Below are 20,436 nucleotides of genomic sequence, written 5' to 3'. Positions count from 1 at the left end.
AGAAACGAAAAAAACCTACTTTCAAAGTAGGTTTTAAATTTAACTCATTTTGAGCTAATGAATATTTTTACTTATATTACAACAACTTCAGCTGCTGCTGGTCCACGCGGACTATCCTGAATGGAGAATTCAACTTTTTGTCCTTCAGCTAAAGTTTTAAATCCTTCACCTGCAATAGAAGAAAAGTGAACGAATACATCTTTACTACCATCGGCTGGAGTGATGAAACCGAAACCTTTGCTTTCGTTAAACCACTTTACTTGCCCTGTTTTCTTACTCATTACGTATATCCTAAAATTGATTACAGTCTTTTAAATATTTTTTAGACTACAACAAAAGTAAACTTAATCAAAAAACAATGCAAAGGAATAAAACAATATGAATTACAAATTAAAAGTCACATTCTTTAAACAATGTTACAGACAAAGTCAATACTTTGTGCTATATGTCCGCGACTATTACCGCATAACTTTTTGATGAAATCAAGTTAATAATGATAAATTTAGTGGGTTTGATCACAGTTTTTTGTAAAGATCCAAAAATAAATTATATAATTATGTCATTACAAACGGAGGAATTACCTCATTAACGATGTTTTTAACAACCTTTTAGCAGAGCTAAAAAAATATTAAAAACATCCTTATCTTGATGTGATGTTTTTAATGAATTAGATTTATCTAGGTAGTCGAATTACGCCATCTTGGAGATAAATTCGATTTTCACGTTTAGCGGACTGTGCTATTGGTGTTAAGATAAATTTTGTCATTTTTGAGTCTTTTTCACTACTGCGCCCAAGAACAGAAGTCCGGATAATTTGACTATCGGGTAGGCTGGTTTGTTTGGTTATATTACTCCATAACCAATCCATAGCCGAATTACCATAATAATTAATGGATAATAGCGTATTATCAAAAGGCACTAAACTATCTAGATAACTACTATTTTCGACTTCCATATAGTGTAAATTACTGGAATGTCCTTCAACGTAGCTATTTAGTGCAGCATAACTCCTAGATGTGTAATCAGGTAAGTGTTTAATGTTTAATTGACCGTGTACTATGATAGTCTTAATACTATGCAAATTACCCGTTGCGAATACTTGTTTCTGACCATTTAATACGCGATCTTCAACTATTTTTTCTCTTAAACAAATTGCACCTGCTAGGTTATAATCAATATTAGCGCTATTTTTAGAACGTGAATAAAACTCTTGATGAGGACCTTTTGGATCATCGTCATTGACCAAATCAACAGCAATAATATTATCTTGTGTTCTTATCGGTAAAGAACCCGTATTGTCAGCCCATAAAAGCGCGAAATTAGTTTTACTTAAAGGTGCAACATTACCCATATTATATAATATTTCTTGATTGATTGACGCTACAGATAAATGGCATAAATGTTCTTTTACATTATAGCGTCCATATTGGCTAATATATTTGTATGGCAAATTAATTGATTGGGTAAAATAATAAAAAGGTAACTGGTTAATCATTTGTGGTGACCAACCATACGCATACAATTTTTCAAGCGCTTCATTCGCTTGCTCTTCAACAGTTATTGAATCTAACAATTTTGCATTTTTAAGCGCTTCACAACGATTCTGAGAAAAGAAATATCTATCAATATAAGGTATTGATTGCTTTAATTCACTATTTTTAATCGCTAAAACTGCACAGGGCATATAAAGCGCGCCATAACTAGTATAATCAATTAATAATTTTGTTTTTAATGGCTCTTCAGGTGATTCTCCACGTTGAATATACAGTGGTATTTGTTGATTGCTTGTAATCTGAATTTGTGGGTTGACTGCAACAATGCCATCAATCATACCATTATTATCAATTTCCCCTGCTTTTAAGGCTGCCCCTGCCCCATCTGTCGCACCGTAAACCAAAACAATTGTGTTCTCTTTATCAAAAATGACTTGATCATTTTTTGAATACATCGTATTGAGATAATAAAAAGCAAACTCTAAAGAATTAAGAACGTATTGACCCCATTTTTGTTCAGGATTTTGTTGAGAATGTAATTGTTTCACAGCATAACGATTTGTTACTAAATTAGGTGGTAATGTTTCAGAATTTGAAAAAATTAATGGTTTCTCCGGAATCGCTCGTTTTGCAACACTGCCATCAATTAAATATCCCTGTTGTTTATTTAAATCATATAATGCGTTACCTAATCCTTTATCGTTATAAACGACGGCACAGTTATGTTTTAACCCCCATAGCCCCCTAATTTGCATATCTGTCGCATTATAGATGCCTTGCGAATCAATAGTTGGTATAGCAATAATACAAGGTTTATTTGGATCAAAATCTAAAGGAACTTGTAATAATAACGCCACTCTTATACTATTATCATTCAAATAAGCTTGTACTTCAGTTCCGGGTATTTTTCCATCAAATAATGGGGTCAGTTGATCTTCTTTGAAACCAAACAACGATCCTTCTCCCGTTTTTTTATTAATAAAACGATTGAATTTTGCCCTTCTAAGTTCGAGAATTGTAGGATGTTGTACATTAACGAATTTATTTATCTCTTTTGAATGAGATAATTTTGTAAAACCATTTCCTGCCGTAATGAGATCATCACTCTCCGCATCATAAAAATTAACATTTTTTATCTCCAACCAAGCCGGTTTGGAAATAATGTTAATTTCTTCTTTACTTTTCAAAAATGATAATGATTTAGCAAAAACAATTTGGTTATTCATTGCTAAAAATAACAATACATTGATACAGGTGAAAAGAATTGGTTTTAACATAAAATGTTACTCTACAATTTATTTATAAGTTGCTTAGTTTATGGCTGGTTATTATACTTCCAATTATATTTTTTTTTAATTTTCTTTTCTTACTTGATTTGTAATTAAATATCAGTCATGTAATTAGAAGAATTTGTTACCCCTATTATTAGGTATATTAACTATCTGAATAAATAATTTTATTTCAAATAATTTAACCTTTTAGCAAGGTTATCTAATACAAAACTAGCATCATAAATAGAGTTTTTTATATTTCATCTTTACAAATTAAATTAATAAAACCTTTACTATTTAGCTAGATTTATTTATTTTCTGTAGTCAATATAATGTTATCGGTTTAAATATGCATAATCTCTACCGCTAATTATAATAAATTGCTTTTTAAGCTTTCATTAATTTTAAAAATACTAATATGAAACAAAATTATTCGACGTTTGCTCAGCGTTTAAGACATATTATTGGAAATGATTCGTTACTTAGCTTTTCTAAGAAATGTCAACTCTCAGAAAGTGCAATTAGAAAATACATTAGAGGAGAGTCAGAGCCAACCTTACAAAATTTGTTAACTATTGCAGATATAGGAAATGTATCCGTTGCTTGGCTAGCTACCGGTAATGATCCCTTTTTATCTAATTTGACAGCCTTACCTATAGACACAAAGAATATCGTTAAAGCGATTCCTGAAATTGAATTTAATACACTGTTGAATTTAAAATTTCACGAAAATACAGAGCGCTTGAGTAAAGAACAAATTATTACAGAATGGGCATTTAGCCGCGATTGGTTATTTCGATGTGGACTAACAGCAGAAAATTTAGCAATAGTACAAATTCCATATAACAATATGGATCCGACTATAAAAAACGGCGATGTTGCTATTATTAAGTTAAACATAGACAAAATGACATACGTTTTAGCTGGTGTTTATATTATATTACTCAACAACAAATTATTACTGAAACGAATACAATATGATCCTGTTGAAGATGGCTATCATCTAATAAATGATAATACAACATTTAAGAATCATTTAATCAAACAAGACAGTTTAACTACCCCATTTCAAGTAATTGCAAAAGTTGAACATATTTTAACGAATGTATTTTAAGCTAAAATTTTGTATAAATTTTCATAACAGTAAAATACATTATTTGAAATAGAGCAATTTTAAAGTACAAATTAGAGATTATGCAAAATTGCTTATCTCTACCCTAAATCAATATCATTAAGTTAAACTAAAAAACATAGTAAATTGATTTATCAGAATCAATTTACTATGTTTAAATGAGTTTATTTATAACGTTTATTTAGAACCATTGCCCAAATCGTTTAATATAGAATGTTTTAACTAATTGTGTAAGTATACAATAGCTTATTAATATTCCAGCAAGCCAAGGGAAATATGACCAAGGTAAAGGTTCTAGACCAATCATACTACCAAATGGAGAAAATGGAATATAGATACCCACAACCATAATTAATATAGTCATAACGATTACAGGAAATGCAGCTGTACTTTGAATGAATGGTATCTTCTGAGTTCGTAACATATGCACTACTAATGTCTGTGATAATAAACCTTCAATAAACCATCCTGAGTGAAATAATGATTGCATATCAACATTATTCGCACTAAAAACAAACCACATTATTGCATACGTTGTAATATCAAAAATGGATGAAGTTGGACCAATCCAAATCATGAAACGTCTAATGTTCGAAGCATCCCATTTTCTTGGCTTTTGTAGAAACTCATCATCCATTTTATCCCATGGGAGAGACAATTGAGAAATATCATAAAGTAAATTTTGAATTAACAAATGAATCGCTAACATTGGTAAGAATGGCAAAAATGCACTTGCCACTAATACAGAGAAAACATTACCAAAATTAGAACTTGCTGTCATATTAAGATATTTCATGATATTACCAAAGGTTTCTCGTCCTCTGACCACACCTTCTTCTAATACCATTAGACTTTTTTCTAATAAAATAATATCTGCCGACTCTTTAGCTATATCTGTCGCAGTATCGACTGATATACCCACATCAGAATCACGTAAGGCTGGTGCATCATTTATACCATCGCCTAAGAAACCTACGGTATGACCATTATCTTGTAATAATCGAATAATTCTTGATTTTTGGAGTGGTGTTAATTTAGCAAAAATCGTTCTCTCTTCAATTAATGGTTTTAATTGATCGTCACTCATTTGCTCGATTTCAATCCCAAGTAAAGGCTTACCTGCTTCAATCCCTACTTCACGACATATTTTAGTGGTTATGATATCATTATCACCCGTTAATACCTTCACAGCTACGCCATGTTCACGTAAAGCATTAATTGCCTCACTTGCACTATCTTTCGGAGGATCCAAAAATGTGAGGAAACCGCGAATAACAAGCGCATTTTCATCGGCAACACTATATTGTGTTTTTGTATCTTGAGTCGCGATAATTTTAAATCCAACCGCTAAGACTCTAAACCCATCTTGATTATACTGATATGCAAGATTAATTAATTTTTCTTTTCTTTCTTCGGTTAATGGTAATTCTTCACCTTGTTCATACACATGCGTTGCAATTGATAACATCTCTTCAACAGCACCTTTACAGATCATAATATGTTGATTATCATCATTTTGCATTACAACAGATAAACGACGTCGACTAAAATCGAAAGGTAACTCATCGATTTTAGTATATTTACCCTCACCTAATTTTTTAGGCTTAGTTTTTTCTTCGGCAAATCGAATAATCGCTTTATCCATTAGGTTTTTCATACCACTTTGGTAATAGCTATTTAACCATGCAAGTTGTAATACTGCCGGATCAAGTTGACCATGAATATCTAAATGCTGCTCTAAAATGATTCGATCTTGCGTTAACGTACCCGTTTTATCAGTACATAAGATATCCATTGCGCCAAAATTCTGAATCGCATTCAAACGTTTTACAACAACTTTACGTTTTGCCATTCCAACTGCGCCTTTAGCCAGATTTGCACTCACTATCATTGGTAACATTTCTGGTGTAAGCCCAACAGCAACTGCTAGGGCAAATAAGCCAGCATCAAGCCAATCACCTTTTGTTAACCCATTAATTAATAATACAATAGGTACCATGACTAACATAAAGCGAATCAATAACCAGCTAACACTATTAACTCCTTTGTCGAAAGCTGTTTGCGAACGAGTACCTATTATTGATTTTGCTAACGACCCAAAATAGGTATCAGCGCCTGTTGCTATAACTATCCCTTTTGCTGTACCACTGATGATATTAGTACCCATAAATCCAATATGGTTAATGTCTAATATATTACTGGCATTAATTTCAGCAGGTGTCTCTTCACTACCCTTTTGTGACACCGAACCCAATGTATCATATTTTTCAATGGGAATAGACTCACCAGTTAAAACAGCTTGGCTAACAAATAAATCTCGTGACTCAATTAGGCGAATATCAGCTGGCATCATATCTCCAGCGGAAAGATAAATAATGTCGCCAGGTACAAGTTGATCAAGCGGTACCTCAATTGTCTGCGCTGTAGCAGTTTTAGTTTGACGACGTAAAACTGTAGCAGTTGTTTTTATCATTGACTTTAGAGCTTCCGCTGCTTTATTAGAACGGAATTCCTGCCAAAATCGTAATAAACCACTTAGCGAAACCATTACAATTATAATAGTAATACCGGTAATATCGGTCGGCTCACCATTTTGTAAAGGCAACCAATAATCAGTGACAAAGCTTACTGCGGCGAGTGCTAATAACACAAAAATAAAAGGATTATTAAAAGCTAATAATAATTGAATAAATGCAGAGGGTACACGCTCTCTTGCAACTTCATTCTTTCCATATTGCTCAATTCGTTGTTTGGCTTCATGTTCTGTCAATCCAGATAAATCAGCCTGATAATTGGCTAATGTCTCTTCTAAAGAATTTTTAGCTTCAGTTACAGCCTTGATATGAGTATTAAATTTTTTCTCTTTAGTTGTTTGTTTCATAACATATTCCTAAATACAATCAAATTTACTCTTAGTAAATTTTTACTCATCATGATTAAAGTTATGACACACCGATCCGCTCTTAACATTATTAAAGTATGTTCATCATTAATAACGTTATGAAGGATAGTATTAATCACAATGTGCATTTAATTAAAACGAGTTAAGCCATCAATAACCAAAATCGATCCGTAGACTCAATTCGTTATCGAGACAGCTATGCTTAATTTATGATAATAACTAATCGTATTAATCTATTATCCAAAACAGACCATTGCTGTTAATTAGATTAAAATTAATAAATTGATATGAATTTAGATACAACTTGGGGGTTCTAAAAGTCTTTCAGAAAAAGATAGTGGATTTAATGCCAAACAACATTTAGCATTTCTTTGACAAAAATAAGTGTGATAGTGTTGATTGATGCGAATTTGCATATCGTTCACCTTTACCGATTTTATTCATTACGGCTGTGAACTGAAAAAATATCTATTTAGACAGGTCAATAAACCGAAAATGAATAGTATAAACTGCTACCCCCCAACATTTTGGGGTCTCCCGATTGAGTATCCATATAGCTCCTATAAACTAAACTCAACATACCTTATCAATAAATATAACTGTTACTCATTGATTATTTTAAAAAATGGTTAACAACAACTTACATAAGGTGCGCATTTTATACTCCTAGACCACCCTACTTGTCAATGTTTTTTTATATAAAATAATGAAAATACTTAAATTTTTAGATAAGCGTTTAAAAAGTAAATAAAAAATGTTAGTTTTTTAATAAGTATATAACTAATTTAAAATGATTTTTCAGTTATTGCTAATAAGAATCAGAAAGGGTTATAAGATACAATTGACTAAAATTTAACAACATTATTCGTAATATATATTTACCGTTGCTTGAAATTAATGAGAATTAAAATGAATATGAGTAATTACTGATTTAATACACATTAAATCAGTAATTAACAATATTAGGGACTATTCTACTAAGTAAACTTTAAATCTACTGGTTTGAGCTATAACGGATACCTGTTTAAAATTCTCTACTAATAACCGATGATAAGGTAAAAAACTATTAGCAACTAAACAAAGTTTACCATTTTGACTAAGGTATTGTTTACTCTGATGGATTAGAGCATCAACGGCATTATAATCCGTCTCTTTCCCATCATGAAATGGTGGATTAGATATGATGAGATCAAACCGACCTTCTAAATTTGAAAAAACATCACTCGCAACAACATCAGCATTTATTTGATTTGCAGATAAAGTCTGTTTAGTGGCAGATAATGCCATCGCATTAACATCGGAGCATACTAATTGAATATGCGAATTGAGTTTATAAGCAAAAGTAGATAATACACCGCATCCACAGCCAACATCTAATACCCTTCCTTTTACTATATCAGAATGTTCTGCTAATGCATTGATTAATAATTCACTGCCAATATCCAGCGTTTTCTGACTAAACACACCAGGCAAACTATTTATTGTCAAATCAATATTGTCCAATTGTAAATGATATTGATACCACCACTCAGAAAAATCGAATGCTAAACGATTTTCTGCTTGATAATGATATAACCCACAACGTCTAGCACTATCGATTTTTTGAATCGAACCGAAATCACTTAATAATGTTTCAACACTTTTAACGCCACTACGATTTTCACCAACAATAAATATATCAGCATTTTTAGGTAAGTGATTCAAAAGAAAAGAAAGTTGAAATTGGGCTTCTGTTTTATTTTTTGGCCAATAATAGATTAATGTATCGACATCCTCATAACATGCATCAGATGGAAATACACCGAATTCAATTTGGCAATCACGATTGCGCGCACTAAGCTTCAAATAAACATGATATAACGTACAATGTATATTTGTATGTCGAGAATTAATTTGTAATGCATAATCATCATGGATATCACCTGATACTAGAATAGACTTATCGGTAAATAACGATTCATGACGTTGTAAAACTTGACTGGCGGGAATATAGGCCGACATGATTAAACCTCAGATAAATAACTTTATAAAACATTGGATAGATTATACAATTATCTTTCCTTTATCACTAATAAAACCCTATGAACAGACAAGATTGGTATTTAAATAAACTTGGAATTTCTCAATATGTTTTACGAAAACCGAATGTAATTCAAGGTGAAGCTAAAGTTGAAATAACCGATAATATTAAGCTCATTGTTATTAGCGAGCATTATCCGAAAGAAAAAATATTTCAGGATATTTTGAAAGCTATTCATGTGACATTAGATGATTGTCTCATATTGAAGCCTGCTCAATTATTAATAACGGCTGATAAGATATATTCTGTAATTTGGTTTCTTGATCAGCCCATACCAGAAAATTGGTCTGAACAAGATATTAGTAGTAAACCGATTATAATGACTAATTCCCTTGCAGAATTAGCCTCATCTCCTCAACAAAAGCGCCAATTATGGCAAACACTTTGTCAATATGAAAACTATTTCAGATCTTACTAATGCTGATTTACCTATCGCATTTCAACTTGAAAAATGCTGCCATTTATTTCCTTGGAGTGAAAATACCTTTTATTCAAATCAGGGAGAACGTTATTTAAATAAGAAAATAATCGTTGATGACCAGTTAGTTGGTTTTCTTATATGCCAAACTGTGGTCGATGAAGCTTCATTATTCAATATTGCTATTCATCCCGATTATCGTAAACAAGGTTTAGCTAAATTATTACTTAAACAATTAATCACTGAACTTGATGCAAAACAAGTTAAAATGTTATGGTTAGAAGTCAGAGAATCTAACACTGCAGCAATTGCGCTTTATCAACAATTAGGGTTTAATGAAATTAGCGTTAGAAAAAACTATTATCCGACTAAACATGGTAAAGAAGACGCCATAATTATGGCTTACACCATTGCATTTTAATATTCGATTCATCTTTGTTAAATTGGCAACTTATAAATGTATAAATCAGCATTACTCTTTGTAAATGGAGAGCCACCAAGGCAATTTCCTGAACAGTTAGATAAATATGACGTTATTGCCTGTACCGATGGTGCATATAGCAATTATTTAAATCGTACACCTATCATCCCTCAATTTATCATTGGCGATCTTGATAGCATATCCGAGCAAGAAAGTAATCCTCAGATCCAGATTATTCATACCCCTGATCAGAACAGAACTGATTTTGAAAAAGCGCTAATATATTTAGCTAATTTAGGTATTAAACAATTTGATATTTATGGTGCGACAGGGCGTGCTAGTGATCATTTTCTTGGTAATTTATCAGTTGCGCTACGCTATTATCGGGACCTAGATTTAACATTTTATGATAATTATTGTCGATTCTTTTTTGTTATTCCTCCATTAACGATAGACAATGTAAAAGATAAAATAATATCTTTTATTCCGTTAACACGTGTTGATAAAATTAATGTTACTGGCGTTGAATATCCTTTAATAAATGCAGACCTTACCTTAAATGGACTTGTTAGTTTACGAAATAAAGCAAACCAAGATCTCATAACGATTAATTTCTCACATGGTGATTTGGTCGTTTTCATTGCACTTTAAGTTATTTGCATTTAATTTAAAAATAAAGTGATTAAAAACTGTTTAGCTATCATAATATAGGGTAAACTATGCCTCCTTATCTAAGGAGTTACTCTTTCATGTGTAATGATAAAAATGAGAACAACCGTCTATGCTTGAATTAATACAAGTTGTCGGATTTGGGTTATTAATGTTCATACCGTTAACTAATCCCCTAACAACTGTCGCACTTTTACTCGGTTTATCAGGTGATATGACTAATGATGAACGTAATCATCAGTCTAAATTAACTTGTATTTATGTCTTTATCATTATGGTTGTGTCCTTTTATTGTGGACAAATCGTAATGAATACCTTTGGTATTTCAATTCCTGGTTTAAGAATCGCAGGGGGATTAATTGTTGCCTTCATTGGTTTCCGTATGTTATTCCCGCAACAACCCGTTCATAAGACACCTGAAGCAGATGCGAAAAAGAAAGAGCCTTCTAATAATATCGCATTTGTACCGTTAGCTATGCCTAGCACAGCCGGTCCGGGTACGATAGCTATGATAATTAGTATGGCATCTACCGTACAAAATGATGGCTATGATGTATCAACATGGGTAATTTATACCGCATCAATTTTAGTTCCTTTAATCCTTTGCCTCATTCTTTGGTTCTGCATGCGAAGTGCAGGTAGCATCATGCGATTAATTGGAAAAAGTGGCATTGAAGCTACATCCCGTATTATGGGATTTTTATTAGTATGTATGGGAACTCAATTTGTAATTAATGGTATCTTAGAACTCATTCATTCTTATACACAAAGTTAAAAAAGTATCAATCAGGAACACGGACTGATTGATTACTATAACGTTGGTATATTCTTAATTATTTCCACTTTTAATAAATAATCATATAAAGGAATTAACTGTTTAAAACTTTTACTAAGCTTTTGTATAAGATTTTTACTGAATAAATCCTCAATCTGATTACTGCTGGCTATCACACCGAGGTCTTTCCTATTATACCAATTAGCAATTTTAGGCGGTAAATCTTTAACTAATGGGCGTTTGTAAGATTCGCCATATAATTCGAACGGTTTTTTCACACAGTTAATTGCCTGTAAAAATTTGTTATGATCCTGATTAATTTCATCACGAAAGATATCCATTGTCTGTTTAGGCACACGATAATAGCCTAATCCATAACGATAACCTTCGGGATCAATTTCAAAAAAATAACAAGGTGATTCTTTCCAATCTTTGCTTGGACGTTTGAAAGTTAACCAAAGTCGATCACGATAAAGAGATTTATCTTTAGAAAAACGTGTATCCCGATTGATACGAGATAACGTTTTCCCTATGGCAGGTTTTGTTTCAAACCATTGATCAATTTGCAACATTGTTGGCGTCAATTCTTCAACAAGAGCCCGAAACGGTTTGACTAATTGGTTATCATAAATAGTGCGATTTTCTGCAAACCATTGTCGGCTATTATGAATTTTAACATTTTGTAAGAAATCTAACCCAGTTTGTGTAAAGCCTGTAAATTCACTCATTTTTACCCCTTTTCACGTTCTGAAAATATAGCTCTAACCGCTTCTAAATCTTGTTGTGTATCCACTCCTATCGCAGGAATTTCCTTTGCAATTGCAACATGGATCTTTTCACCATACCAAAGTACTCGTAATTGTTCTAGCATTTCAATTTGTTCAAGTTGTGTTGGTTGCCAAGTAACATATTGGCGGATAAAACTGGCTCGATAAGCATAGATACCTATATGCCGTAAATAAAAATCCCCGATTGTCGATATTGAATGGGCAAATCTATCTCTTTCCCAAGGTATTGTTGCTCTTGAAAAATAAAGTGCATAACCATCTTTATCTGTTACCACTTTTACTGCACCTTGATTAAAGGCCTCTTCAACGGTTGTAATAGGAACGGCTAATGTTGCCATACCTGTTTTATATTTAACGAGATTCTCAGCAACTTGATCAATAATGACGGGGGGAATCAATGGTTCATCACCTTGAACATTAACGATAACTTCATCATCAGCAAATTGACAAATATTGATAACTTCAGCCAATCTTTCAGTACCTGATTTATGTTGATCACTCGTTAAAATAACTTCACCATTGTGCGAATTTACAACATCAAATACTGTTTGATTATCGGTAGCAACAATAACTCGATTAGCGCCTGATTTTTTAGCTTGTTCCATAACACGAATTATCATCGGCTTGCCAGCAATATCGGCTAAAGGTTTAGCTGGCAAACGTGTTGAGGCATAACGGGCGGGAATAACTACCGTAAAATTCATATATTACATTCCTTATCCATCTGAACTGGTGACATGGGTATCGACTTATCCTCCAGCAAAACCGGTATACCGTCAATAATAGAATAAATAAAATTATCTTGATGACAAATAAGCTGTTGTTCTTTTTTATTAAAATCTAATAAAGAGTGACATTTTGGACAAGCTAAGAGTTTTAATAAATTTTCTTTCATATTCCATACCTAATTTCTTTTAGACTGAATATCGTTTAACTGTTTAATTTTTTGACACAAATTATCAATAAATTCTTTGGGCAATTGTGCATCAATTGGTAAATACCACCAATTATTTTGTGCGAATGTTAAGCATTTAACAGCATCTTTTTCGGTCATTAGTAAAATGTCCTTTGATTTTACTAAACTTGATAATTGCATTAATGTATAGGGTTGGTGATCATTAAAAGCAACCGTATGAATAATATCTACATTAAGCGTCTTTAACATCGTGAAAAAACGGTTTGGATCACCAATTCCAGCTATAGCACAAACAGACTGTAATTTTGAAACAGGTAATTGCTCTCCTGTTTTAAGATTGATAGCGTTGTGTGGAATCAATATCATGCTATAAGATTGCTTATATGATTGTTCCGTTTGACCGTTGATGATTAGATAGTCTACGCTATTTAAACGAGATGGTAATTCACGTAATGGACCGGCGGGTAAATACCATCCGTTACCAAACCCTTTCTTACCATCAACGACTACAATCTCAATATCACGTTGTAAAGCATAATGTTGTAAACCATCATCGGTTATGATTAAATCTAAGTCATAGTTTGCCAGAAGTAACTTTATTGCTTCACTACGTTTTGGTGATACAGCAATAGGCGCTTTAGTTCTTTGGTAAATAAGAAATGGCTCATCACCTACTACTGCAGCAGTTGCAGTGTCATCAACCTGCACTGGATAATATCGACTTGATCCACCATATCCACGTGAAACAACCCCTACTCTATATCCTTTCTGACGTAATTGTTCAATGAGGTAAATGACTAATGGTGTTTTGCCATTTCCCCCTACTGATAAATTACCAACAACTATAACCGGTATAGGCGCTCTCCAAGACTTGAATAATCCTAACCGATAACAGTTTCTACGAATTGATACTATCAAACCATATAACAACGAAAAAGGCGTCAGCAACCAATATAATTTATTTTTGCCTGACCATATTCGATTAATCATTATGCTGTCATTTCCTATCTAATTTCATTGAAATTATTGATCATGAAATTGAATTTGATGTAATTGAGCATAAGTGCCATTTTTATTAATCAATTCATTATGATTACCACGTTCAACAATCTCCCCATCACTTAATACAATAATTTCATCAGAATTCTCAATTGTTGACAGGCGATGCGCTATAACTAATGATGTACGGTTCATTTGTAATTCATTTAATGCTGCCTGAATAGCTCTTTCAGACTCAGTATCTAATGCTGATGTTGCTTCATCTAAAATTAGAATTGGATTATCACGTAATAATGCTCTTGCTATTGCCACACGTTGACGTTGTCCACCAGATAACAATACACCATTTTCACCAATGATTGTATCCATACCTTGTTCTAGATTTTTAATAAAATCTATAGCATAGGCATGTTCAGCTGCATTATTGATCTCTTCTTCACTATACTGATTATTTCTAGCATAAGTAATATTATTCCGCACTGTATCATGGAAAAGATGGACGTTTTGTGAAACCAAACCAATCTGATCCCTTAATGAGGCTAAGGTATACTCTTTAATATTACGACCATCAATTAATATTTCACCTTCTTCAATATCATAAAAACGAGTAAGTAAGCTAGCAATTGTCGTTTTACCCGATCCTGAACGTCCTACTAAAGCAACTGATTTACCTGCTGGAACTTTAAAACTCACATTTTTTAACGCTGGTAAATCTCGAGTCGGATAAGTGAATGTTACATTTCTGAATTCAATTTCACCATTTGCTTTATCTAAAACAACTTGCCCCTCATCTTTTTCTAAAGGTAATGACAGTAAATTAAAAATGGTCTGACAAGCTGCCATTCCTCGTTGGAATTTAGAGTTGACTTTTGTTATTTCTCTTAATGGTTTCATTAATGCTATCATTGCAGTGAAAACTACTGTAAATTCACCCGCAGTCAATCCTAGAACATCTTTATAACTTGCTAAAATAAGAATAAATGCTAAAGCAAAAGAGGCAATAATTTGAATGAAGGGTGTAGATAACTCCGAAATGGATACCATTTTCATCCCTAATTGGCGAATTCTATTACTCGCTTTTTTAAATTCATTAATCTCTGTTTCTTGAGCATTAAAAATCAGTACTTCTTTGTGACCTTTTAACATCTGTTCGGCAGACGAAGTCACTACCCCCATACTATTTTGAATAACTTTACTTAATTTTCTAAATCGTTTAGAAATGACAACAATCAGTACGCCAACAATCGGACCAATAATTAATAAAATCATTGATAATTGCCAGCTATTATAAAACATGATTGAAACTAAACCGATTAAATAAATCGATTCTCTCACCACACTTATTAAACAATCAGCAGAAGAGGATGCAACTTGTTCTGAGTCATAAAGTATACGCGATAGTAATCGACCTGTTGAATTCTGATCATAAAAACTAACGGGCGAATAGGCAAAATGACCAAAAAGCTCTTGTCGCATTTCCATCACAATTTTGCCTGAAATCCATGCTAAAACGTAACCAGAAACATAACTGGACACACCCCTAATAAAAAATAAACCTACAACAATAAATGCTAAATTAAATAAAAAAGCATGATCATTTTGTACAAAACCTTTATCAAGCAAAGGTTGTATTAAAGATATGATATAAGTATCTGATGAACCATTAATAATTAGTCCAACAATAATAACAACCAAATAACCCCAATATTTTGATACTCTTGGCCAAAGCTGACGAAATGTCTTCCAAGTAGAAACATCTTTGTCTATCATATTTTTATTCACTATTTATATCCGTATTACTATAAAAATTTACTTATTTTACCTGTTATTGGTAAAAGAACCAAACCAATCATGATACCATCTTGGCTTTAATTCAGTACGAAAACCCGTAATAAACCAATCATTTTGATAAAATCGAATAGAAATTTGCCCTGTAATGCTCGTTAATTTGTAATTTAAATTAAGTGTTTGATAACGTTGTAAAACCTTATTGGATGGTAATTTCCAAGGATTATAACGTGAAACAGAACCAAGGGAAACGGTTGGTTTAACGTAGTTTAAAAAAGCATACGAAGAAGATGTATTACTTCCATGATGAGGTATTTGTAAAATTGTTGAAAATAATAATTTACGATATTTTAAAACGAGCTGCTCTTCCTGTTGCCGTTCTAAATCTCCGGTTAATAATAAAGAAAACTGATCATCACTTACTTTCACTACACATGACTCTGCATTAAATGCCTGATTATCTATATCATTTGGCCATAAAAATAATAATTTCAAATCATTCCATATTAACTCTTCACCAGCCTTGCATAAATAATCGTTATTTAATCGTTGTGTGGAACTAATTAACCAAGCATTAGGATAATATTGCTGTAAGATAGATAAACCACCGATATGATCATTATGTTCATGACTGATAATAATCCCCTCAACATTTAAACCATGCCACCTTAAAAAAGGAATAACAATACGTTCAGCAGCTGAACTATTTTGCCATTTTGCTCCAGTATCATATAGGATTGCGGCTTTCCCTTGCCGAATAACGACTACAAGACCATGCCCAACATCGAGCATATCTATCTGCCAATTAGGCTGATTTCTTTTCAAAATCGGAGTAATGAGTATTAGTAACATTAACAAAATGGTAATGTAATAATAACGCCAAAGGCTCAATCGCCAGATAATGAGAATTAACCAACCACTAATGCTTAATAAATAATAGGACTGTTCAAAAGTAATCCAATAAGATTTAATCTGTTTCAATATGATAAATAAATAATACAAAGATTGTTCTGCAATGAAACCAAACCAAATAATTAAATAGTGACAATGAAGCAAATCACAAATAATCATAAATAAAATAGCTGGAAAGGTTATAAAGGAGATAATAGGTATTGCAATTAAATTAGCAACAATACTTACACTACTAATACCGTTAAAAATAAACAATTGAATAGGTAATAGTAAGAGTGTTAACAATAACTGTAATCGTACTAATTGCAATAAGTAATATCTTTTCTGTCGAAAATACTTGATAGGAAACCAATGAGCAATAAAAGTTAAACAAACAACGGCATAACATGATAACCAAAAACTTTCTGACAAAATCATAAATGGATCGATAATAAGCAATATAGCAATAATACGATTAATCATTTGCCAAGATGTGATTTGGTAATTTTTATAGCGAAAAAATAACCATAATGTTAATGCTAAAATTGCACGTAATGCGGGAGGATTTAGTCCAGTTAACCATGCATAAATCACTGCAATAAACCAACCTAATATCAATGGTTGCCAGTGACTTATAATATTAATAGGTAGAAGAATTTGTAAAAATCGCATAGCTCGGTTAGCAATATAAGCTACAAGTAAAATATGCATACCTGATATTGCCATTAAGTGAGCTATCCCTGTTTCAAACATAACTGTTTTATGTTCTTGCGTTAAATGGCTACGATCACCAAATGCTAGCGCCAAAAAAATGTCACTAAAATCAAAAAGATTGATATAAGGTAATATTAAATTAACAATAAATTGCCGTGAATTAATCGTATTCTCAACTAATTCAGCTTGTTTTATACTTCCTGTTAGCAATTTTCTATTTGCTATTGCAAAACGTTGGCTATCAAACCCACCTTCATTGAGATAACTATGCACAACCTTAGTTTTTACACTCATATCCCATATTTGTCCGGCAAATGGTAACTCTTTATTGTTCCATACCAGCACTATTGGAAGTGGGTAATCAATTGCTTTTTGATTAACATGTGTAATATTAAAAGTTACATTTTTAGAATATTCCTCAATAAAATTATTCTGAGAGTTTAAACTAACAACTTCGGCACGAATATTTATATTTTTATCAATATAATGACTTACTAATTGCAAATATTCTTGTGCATGATGAGTTGACCATAAAAAACCTATTCCAATAAAGATTAAAGGAATAAATTTGAATCTTCTAACAAGATAAAAAAATATATAGGTTAATATCAAAAAAATCAGGCACAAATACCATATCAAATTAGAAGGTAATGCTGATAAAAACAGTAAAGGTAAACACCCTAAAGTAAATAATAAACAGATAAAATCATGAGAAATTGAGTTAGGCAAATGATACCTTTAATAAACAATTTATTTATAGGTCAGAATACATGATGAAATACTAAAAATAATTTGATATTAAAAAAGTAGAAAATAGTTCGCAATTTATTTCGGTAATTCAATAATTCTTTCAGAATAGATATCTATTAATTCTAAATAAAATGTAGAAGAGTGAAATGATATAAGTCATTACAATTTTATCTATATAGAAAAGATTGCAATACTTTTCAGTTAGAAAATAACATTGTTATCATGATTTTAGAAACATTCAAAAGCGTCCATTCCTAAAAGAACAAACGCTTTTAAAAATCAGGTTTATAGAATTTTATTAACAAGTTAAAATACCTTACGATCTATTATTAACTCTTTCTCTTAATTCTTTACCTGGTTTGAAGTGTGGAATATATTTTTGTCTAACTTCTACTTGACCACCAGTTCTAGGATTTCTGGCTTTCCTTGGTGCACGATAATTTAACGCAAAACTACCAAATCCACGGATTTCAACACGATCGTTAGACTCCATAGCAGCAGTGATCTGCTCAATAATATCTCGGATTGCTTCATCAACTAATTGAACCGGAAGATGCGTTCGCCAATTGGCGATTTTTTCAGTTAGATCTGATCTGTTCATGAGTAGTACCCTTTTTATTTTTGTTGTAGCTAAGCTAATTATTTTATTGTTATATAAAAATTCTAATAATGTAGTTTATGAAAATTAAAAGAGGGCGTGCCCTCTTTTAATTTAAACATATTTGAATAACTTTAAAGAATTATTCTGATTTTGATGCTGCTTTGAATGCTTCAGCCATCGCATTAGTGAATGATGCATCATCTTGAGACGGTGCATTGTTTACAGCTGCTAGGGCTTCTTTTTCATCAGCTTCATCTTTAGCTCGAATAGATAAAGCAATCGCACGAGTTTTACGATCTAGATTTACGATTTTAGCTTCAACTTCGTCGCCTGCTTTCAATACAGTTGTTGCATCTTCGATACGTTCACGAGCAATATCTTGTGCTTTAAGATACCCATCAACACCTTCAGAAATTTCAACAGTTGCACCTTTAGCATCAACAGAAGTTACTTTACCTTTAACAATCATGCCTTTTTTGAAATTGCTAGCAAAACTATTAAATGGATCTTCTTCTAGTTGCTTAATACCTAAAGAGATGCGTTCACGTTCTGCATCAACTTGTAGAACAACGGCTTCGATATCATCACCTTTTTTATAGGCTTTAACAGCTTCTTCACCTGGAACATTCCAAGAAATATCAGAAAGATGAACTAAACCATCAATACCACCATCTAAACCAATGAAGATACCAAAATCAGTGATTGATTTAATCTTACCACTCACTTTATCACCTTTGTTATGTGATTCAGCGAATTGTAACCAAGGATTTGGTTTACATTGTTTTAAGCCTAAAGAAATACGACGACGTTCTTCATCAATTTCAAGAACAACAACTTCAACTACATCACCAAGGCTAACAACTTTAGATGGGTGAATGTTCTTATTAGTCCAATCCATTTCTGAAACGTGAACTAAACCTTCAACACCTGTTTCAATTTCAACAAAGCAACCATAATCAGTTAGGTTGGTTACTTTACCTGTTACTTTAGTGCCTTCTGGATAACGTTTAGCAATAGATACCCATGGATCTTCGCCTAATTGTTTTAAGCCAAGAGAAACGCGCGAACGGTCACGGTCAAATTTCAATACTTTAACTAGAATTTCTTGACCAACTTCAACCACTTCACTTGGATGTTTAACACGTTTCCAAGCCATATCAGTAATATGAAGTAAACCATCAACTCCACCAAGATCAACAAAGGCACCATAATCAGTAAGATTTTTGATAACACCTTTAACTTCTGAACCTTCTTGTAATGTTTCAAGAAGTTGTTCACGTTCTGCACTATTTTCAGATTCGATTACTGCACGACGAGATACAACAACATTATTACGTTTTTGATCTAGTTTAATAACTTTAAGTTCAATTTCTTTACCTTCAATATGAGAGGTATCACGTAGAGGTCGAACATCTACTAATGAACCAGGAAGGAAAGCTCGAACTCCATTAAGCTCAACTGTAAAGCCGCCTTTAACCTTACCATTGATAACACCTAATACTGTCGCTGCATCTTCTACAGCTTTTTCTAATGTAAGCCATGCTTCGTGACGTTTAGCTTTTTCACGGGATAAAATTGTTTCACCAAAGCCATCTTCAATAGAATCAAGGACAACATCAACTTCATCACCAACTTTAACTTCTAATTCGCCTTGGGCATTTTTAAACTGCTCTACTGGAATTGCTGATTCAGATTTTAAACCAGCATCAACTAGTACTACATCTTTATCGATAGCGACGACAATACCGCGGATCATATTACCAGAACGTGTATCAAGTTGATTTAAAGACTCTTCAAAGAGTTGAGCAAAAGATTCAGTCATATTTAT

17 protein-coding genes are annotated in these 20,436 nt (G+C 32.4%); 5 read left to right on the top strand and 12 right to left on the bottom strand.

The genetic code is table 11. The annotated features are described in order from the left end of the window. Positions 1-71 precede the first annotated feature (71 nt). The gene (gene cspE / locus FPB0191_RS03900; RefSeq protein ID WP_039104189.1) at positions 72-281 is read right to left on the bottom strand and encodes a transcription antiterminator/RNA stability regulator CspE; all 210 of its coding nucleotides are present in this window, start codon (positions 279-281) and stop codon (positions 72-74) included. Positions 282-673: 392 nt separating this feature from the next. Then, positions 674-2,770 (bottom strand): 3-hydroxybutyrate oligomer hydrolase family protein, encoded by a 2,097-nt coding sequence (locus FPB0191_RS03895; RefSeq protein ID WP_039104188.1) that lies wholly within the window; start codon positions 2,768-2,770, stop codon positions 674-676. Positions 2,771-3,182: 412 nt separating this feature from the next. Here FPB0191_RS03895 and FPB0191_RS03890 point away from each other — a divergent pair, with 412 nt between their 5' ends. Continuing rightward, the gene (locus FPB0191_RS03890; RefSeq protein ID WP_039104186.1) at positions 3,183-3,878 is read left to right on the top strand and encodes a helix-turn-helix domain-containing protein; all 696 of its coding nucleotides are present in this window, start codon (positions 3,183-3,185) and stop codon (positions 3,876-3,878) included. A gap of 199 nt (positions 3,879-4,077) precedes the next feature. Here the strand turns inward: FPB0191_RS03890 and mgtA are convergent, their stop codons facing one another. Beyond that, positions 4,078-6,777: a magnesium-translocating P-type ATPase gene (mgtA, locus tag FPB0191_RS03885; RefSeq protein ID WP_039104184.1), complete on the bottom strand. Its 2,700-nt coding sequence runs from the start codon at positions 6,775-6,777 to the stop codon at positions 4,078-4,080. A gap of 990 nt (positions 6,778-7,767) precedes the next feature. Further along, positions 7,768-8,799: a 16S rRNA (guanine(1207)-N(2))-methyltransferase RsmC gene (rsmC, locus tag FPB0191_RS03880; RefSeq protein WP_039104183.1), complete on the bottom strand. Its 1,032-nt coding sequence runs from the start codon at positions 8,797-8,799 to the stop codon at positions 7,768-7,770. An 80-nt stretch (positions 8,800-8,879) separates the two neighbouring features. Between rsmC and FPB0191_RS03875 the strand changes: the two genes are divergently transcribed. From FPB0191_RS03875 to FPB0191_RS03860, 4 genes are all read left to right on the top strand, one after another. Beyond that, positions 8,880-9,296, top strand: a complete 417-nt coding sequence (locus tag FPB0191_RS03875) for a DNA polymerase III subunit psi (protein WP_039104181.1) — start codon at positions 8,880-8,882, stop codon at positions 9,294-9,296. Then, on the top strand, positions 9,271-9,717 hold the full coding sequence (gene rimI / locus FPB0191_RS03870) for a ribosomal protein S18-alanine N-acetyltransferase (RefSeq protein ID WP_039104179.1): 447 nt from the start codon (positions 9,271-9,273) through the stop codon (positions 9,715-9,717). The genes FPB0191_RS03875 and rimI overlap by 26 nt, the downstream gene beginning before the upstream one ends. 36 nt (positions 9,718-9,753) lie before the next feature. Beyond that, positions 9,754-10,368, top strand: coding sequence for a thiamine diphosphokinase (locus tag FPB0191_RS03865; protein WP_039104177.1), 615 nt, complete (start codon positions 9,754-9,756; stop codon positions 10,366-10,368). Positions 10,369-10,498: 130 nt separating this feature from the next. Next, positions 10,499-11,161, top strand: a complete 663-nt coding sequence (locus tag FPB0191_RS03860) for a MarC family NAAT transporter (protein ID WP_039104175.1) — start codon at positions 10,499-10,501, stop codon at positions 11,159-11,161. A gap of 35 nt (positions 11,162-11,196) precedes the next feature. Here the strand turns inward: FPB0191_RS03860 and FPB0191_RS03855 are convergent, their stop codons facing one another. The 8 genes from FPB0191_RS03855 to rpsA form a co-directional block, all read right to left on the bottom strand. Then, entirely contained in the window at positions 11,197-11,889 is a 693-nt protein-coding gene (locus tag FPB0191_RS03855; RefSeq protein WP_039104173.1) for a DUF2461 domain-containing protein, read from the bottom strand. Between the two features lie 2 nt (positions 11,890-11,891). Next, positions 11,892-12,653, bottom strand: coding sequence for a 3-deoxy-manno-octulosonate cytidylyltransferase (gene kdsB, locus FPB0191_RS03850; protein ID WP_039104172.1), 762 nt, complete (start codon positions 12,651-12,653; stop codon positions 11,892-11,894). Next, on the bottom strand, positions 12,650-12,844 hold the full coding sequence (locus FPB0191_RS03845; RefSeq protein WP_039104171.1) for a Trm112 family protein: 195 nt from the start codon (positions 12,842-12,844) through the stop codon (positions 12,650-12,652). The genes kdsB and FPB0191_RS03845 overlap by 4 nt, the downstream gene beginning before the upstream one ends. 9 nt (positions 12,845-12,853) lie before the next feature. Then, the gene (lpxK, locus tag FPB0191_RS03840; RefSeq protein ID WP_039104170.1) at positions 12,854-13,855 is read right to left on the bottom strand and encodes a tetraacyldisaccharide 4'-kinase; all 1,002 of its coding nucleotides are present in this window, start codon (positions 13,853-13,855) and stop codon (positions 12,854-12,856) included. A gap of 33 nt (positions 13,856-13,888) precedes the next feature. After that, a complete protein-coding gene (gene msbA, locus FPB0191_RS03835) occupies positions 13,889-15,634 on the bottom strand; it encodes a lipid A ABC transporter ATP-binding protein/permease MsbA (RefSeq protein WP_039106584.1) in 1,746 nt (581 codons plus the stop codon). Positions 15,635-15,682: 48 nt separating this feature from the next. After that, the gene (locus FPB0191_RS03830) at positions 15,683-17,986 is read right to left on the bottom strand and encodes a DNA internalization-related competence protein ComEC/Rec2 (protein WP_052236741.1); all 2,304 of its coding nucleotides are present in this window, start codon (positions 17,984-17,986) and stop codon (positions 15,683-15,685) included. 337 nt (positions 17,987-18,323) lie between these two features. Continuing rightward, positions 18,324-18,608 (bottom strand): integration host factor subunit beta, encoded by a 285-nt coding sequence (locus tag FPB0191_RS03825; RefSeq protein WP_039104167.1) that lies wholly within the window; start codon positions 18,606-18,608, stop codon positions 18,324-18,326. A gap of 139 nt (positions 18,609-18,747) precedes the next feature. After that, positions 18,748-20,430, bottom strand: a complete 1,683-nt coding sequence (gene rpsA / locus FPB0191_RS03820) for a 30S ribosomal protein S1 (protein WP_039104165.1) — start codon at positions 20,428-20,430, stop codon at positions 18,748-18,750. Positions 20,431-20,436: the final 6 nt, after the last annotated feature.

It is taken from the genome of Frischella perrara (assembly GCF_000807275.1).
Taxonomy (GTDB): domain Bacteria; phylum Pseudomonadota; class Gammaproteobacteria; order Enterobacterales; family Orbaceae; genus Frischella; species Frischella perrara.
The sequence above is the reverse complement of the archived record's forward strand: the minus strand, read 5'-3'. Positions and strand labels throughout refer to the sequence as shown.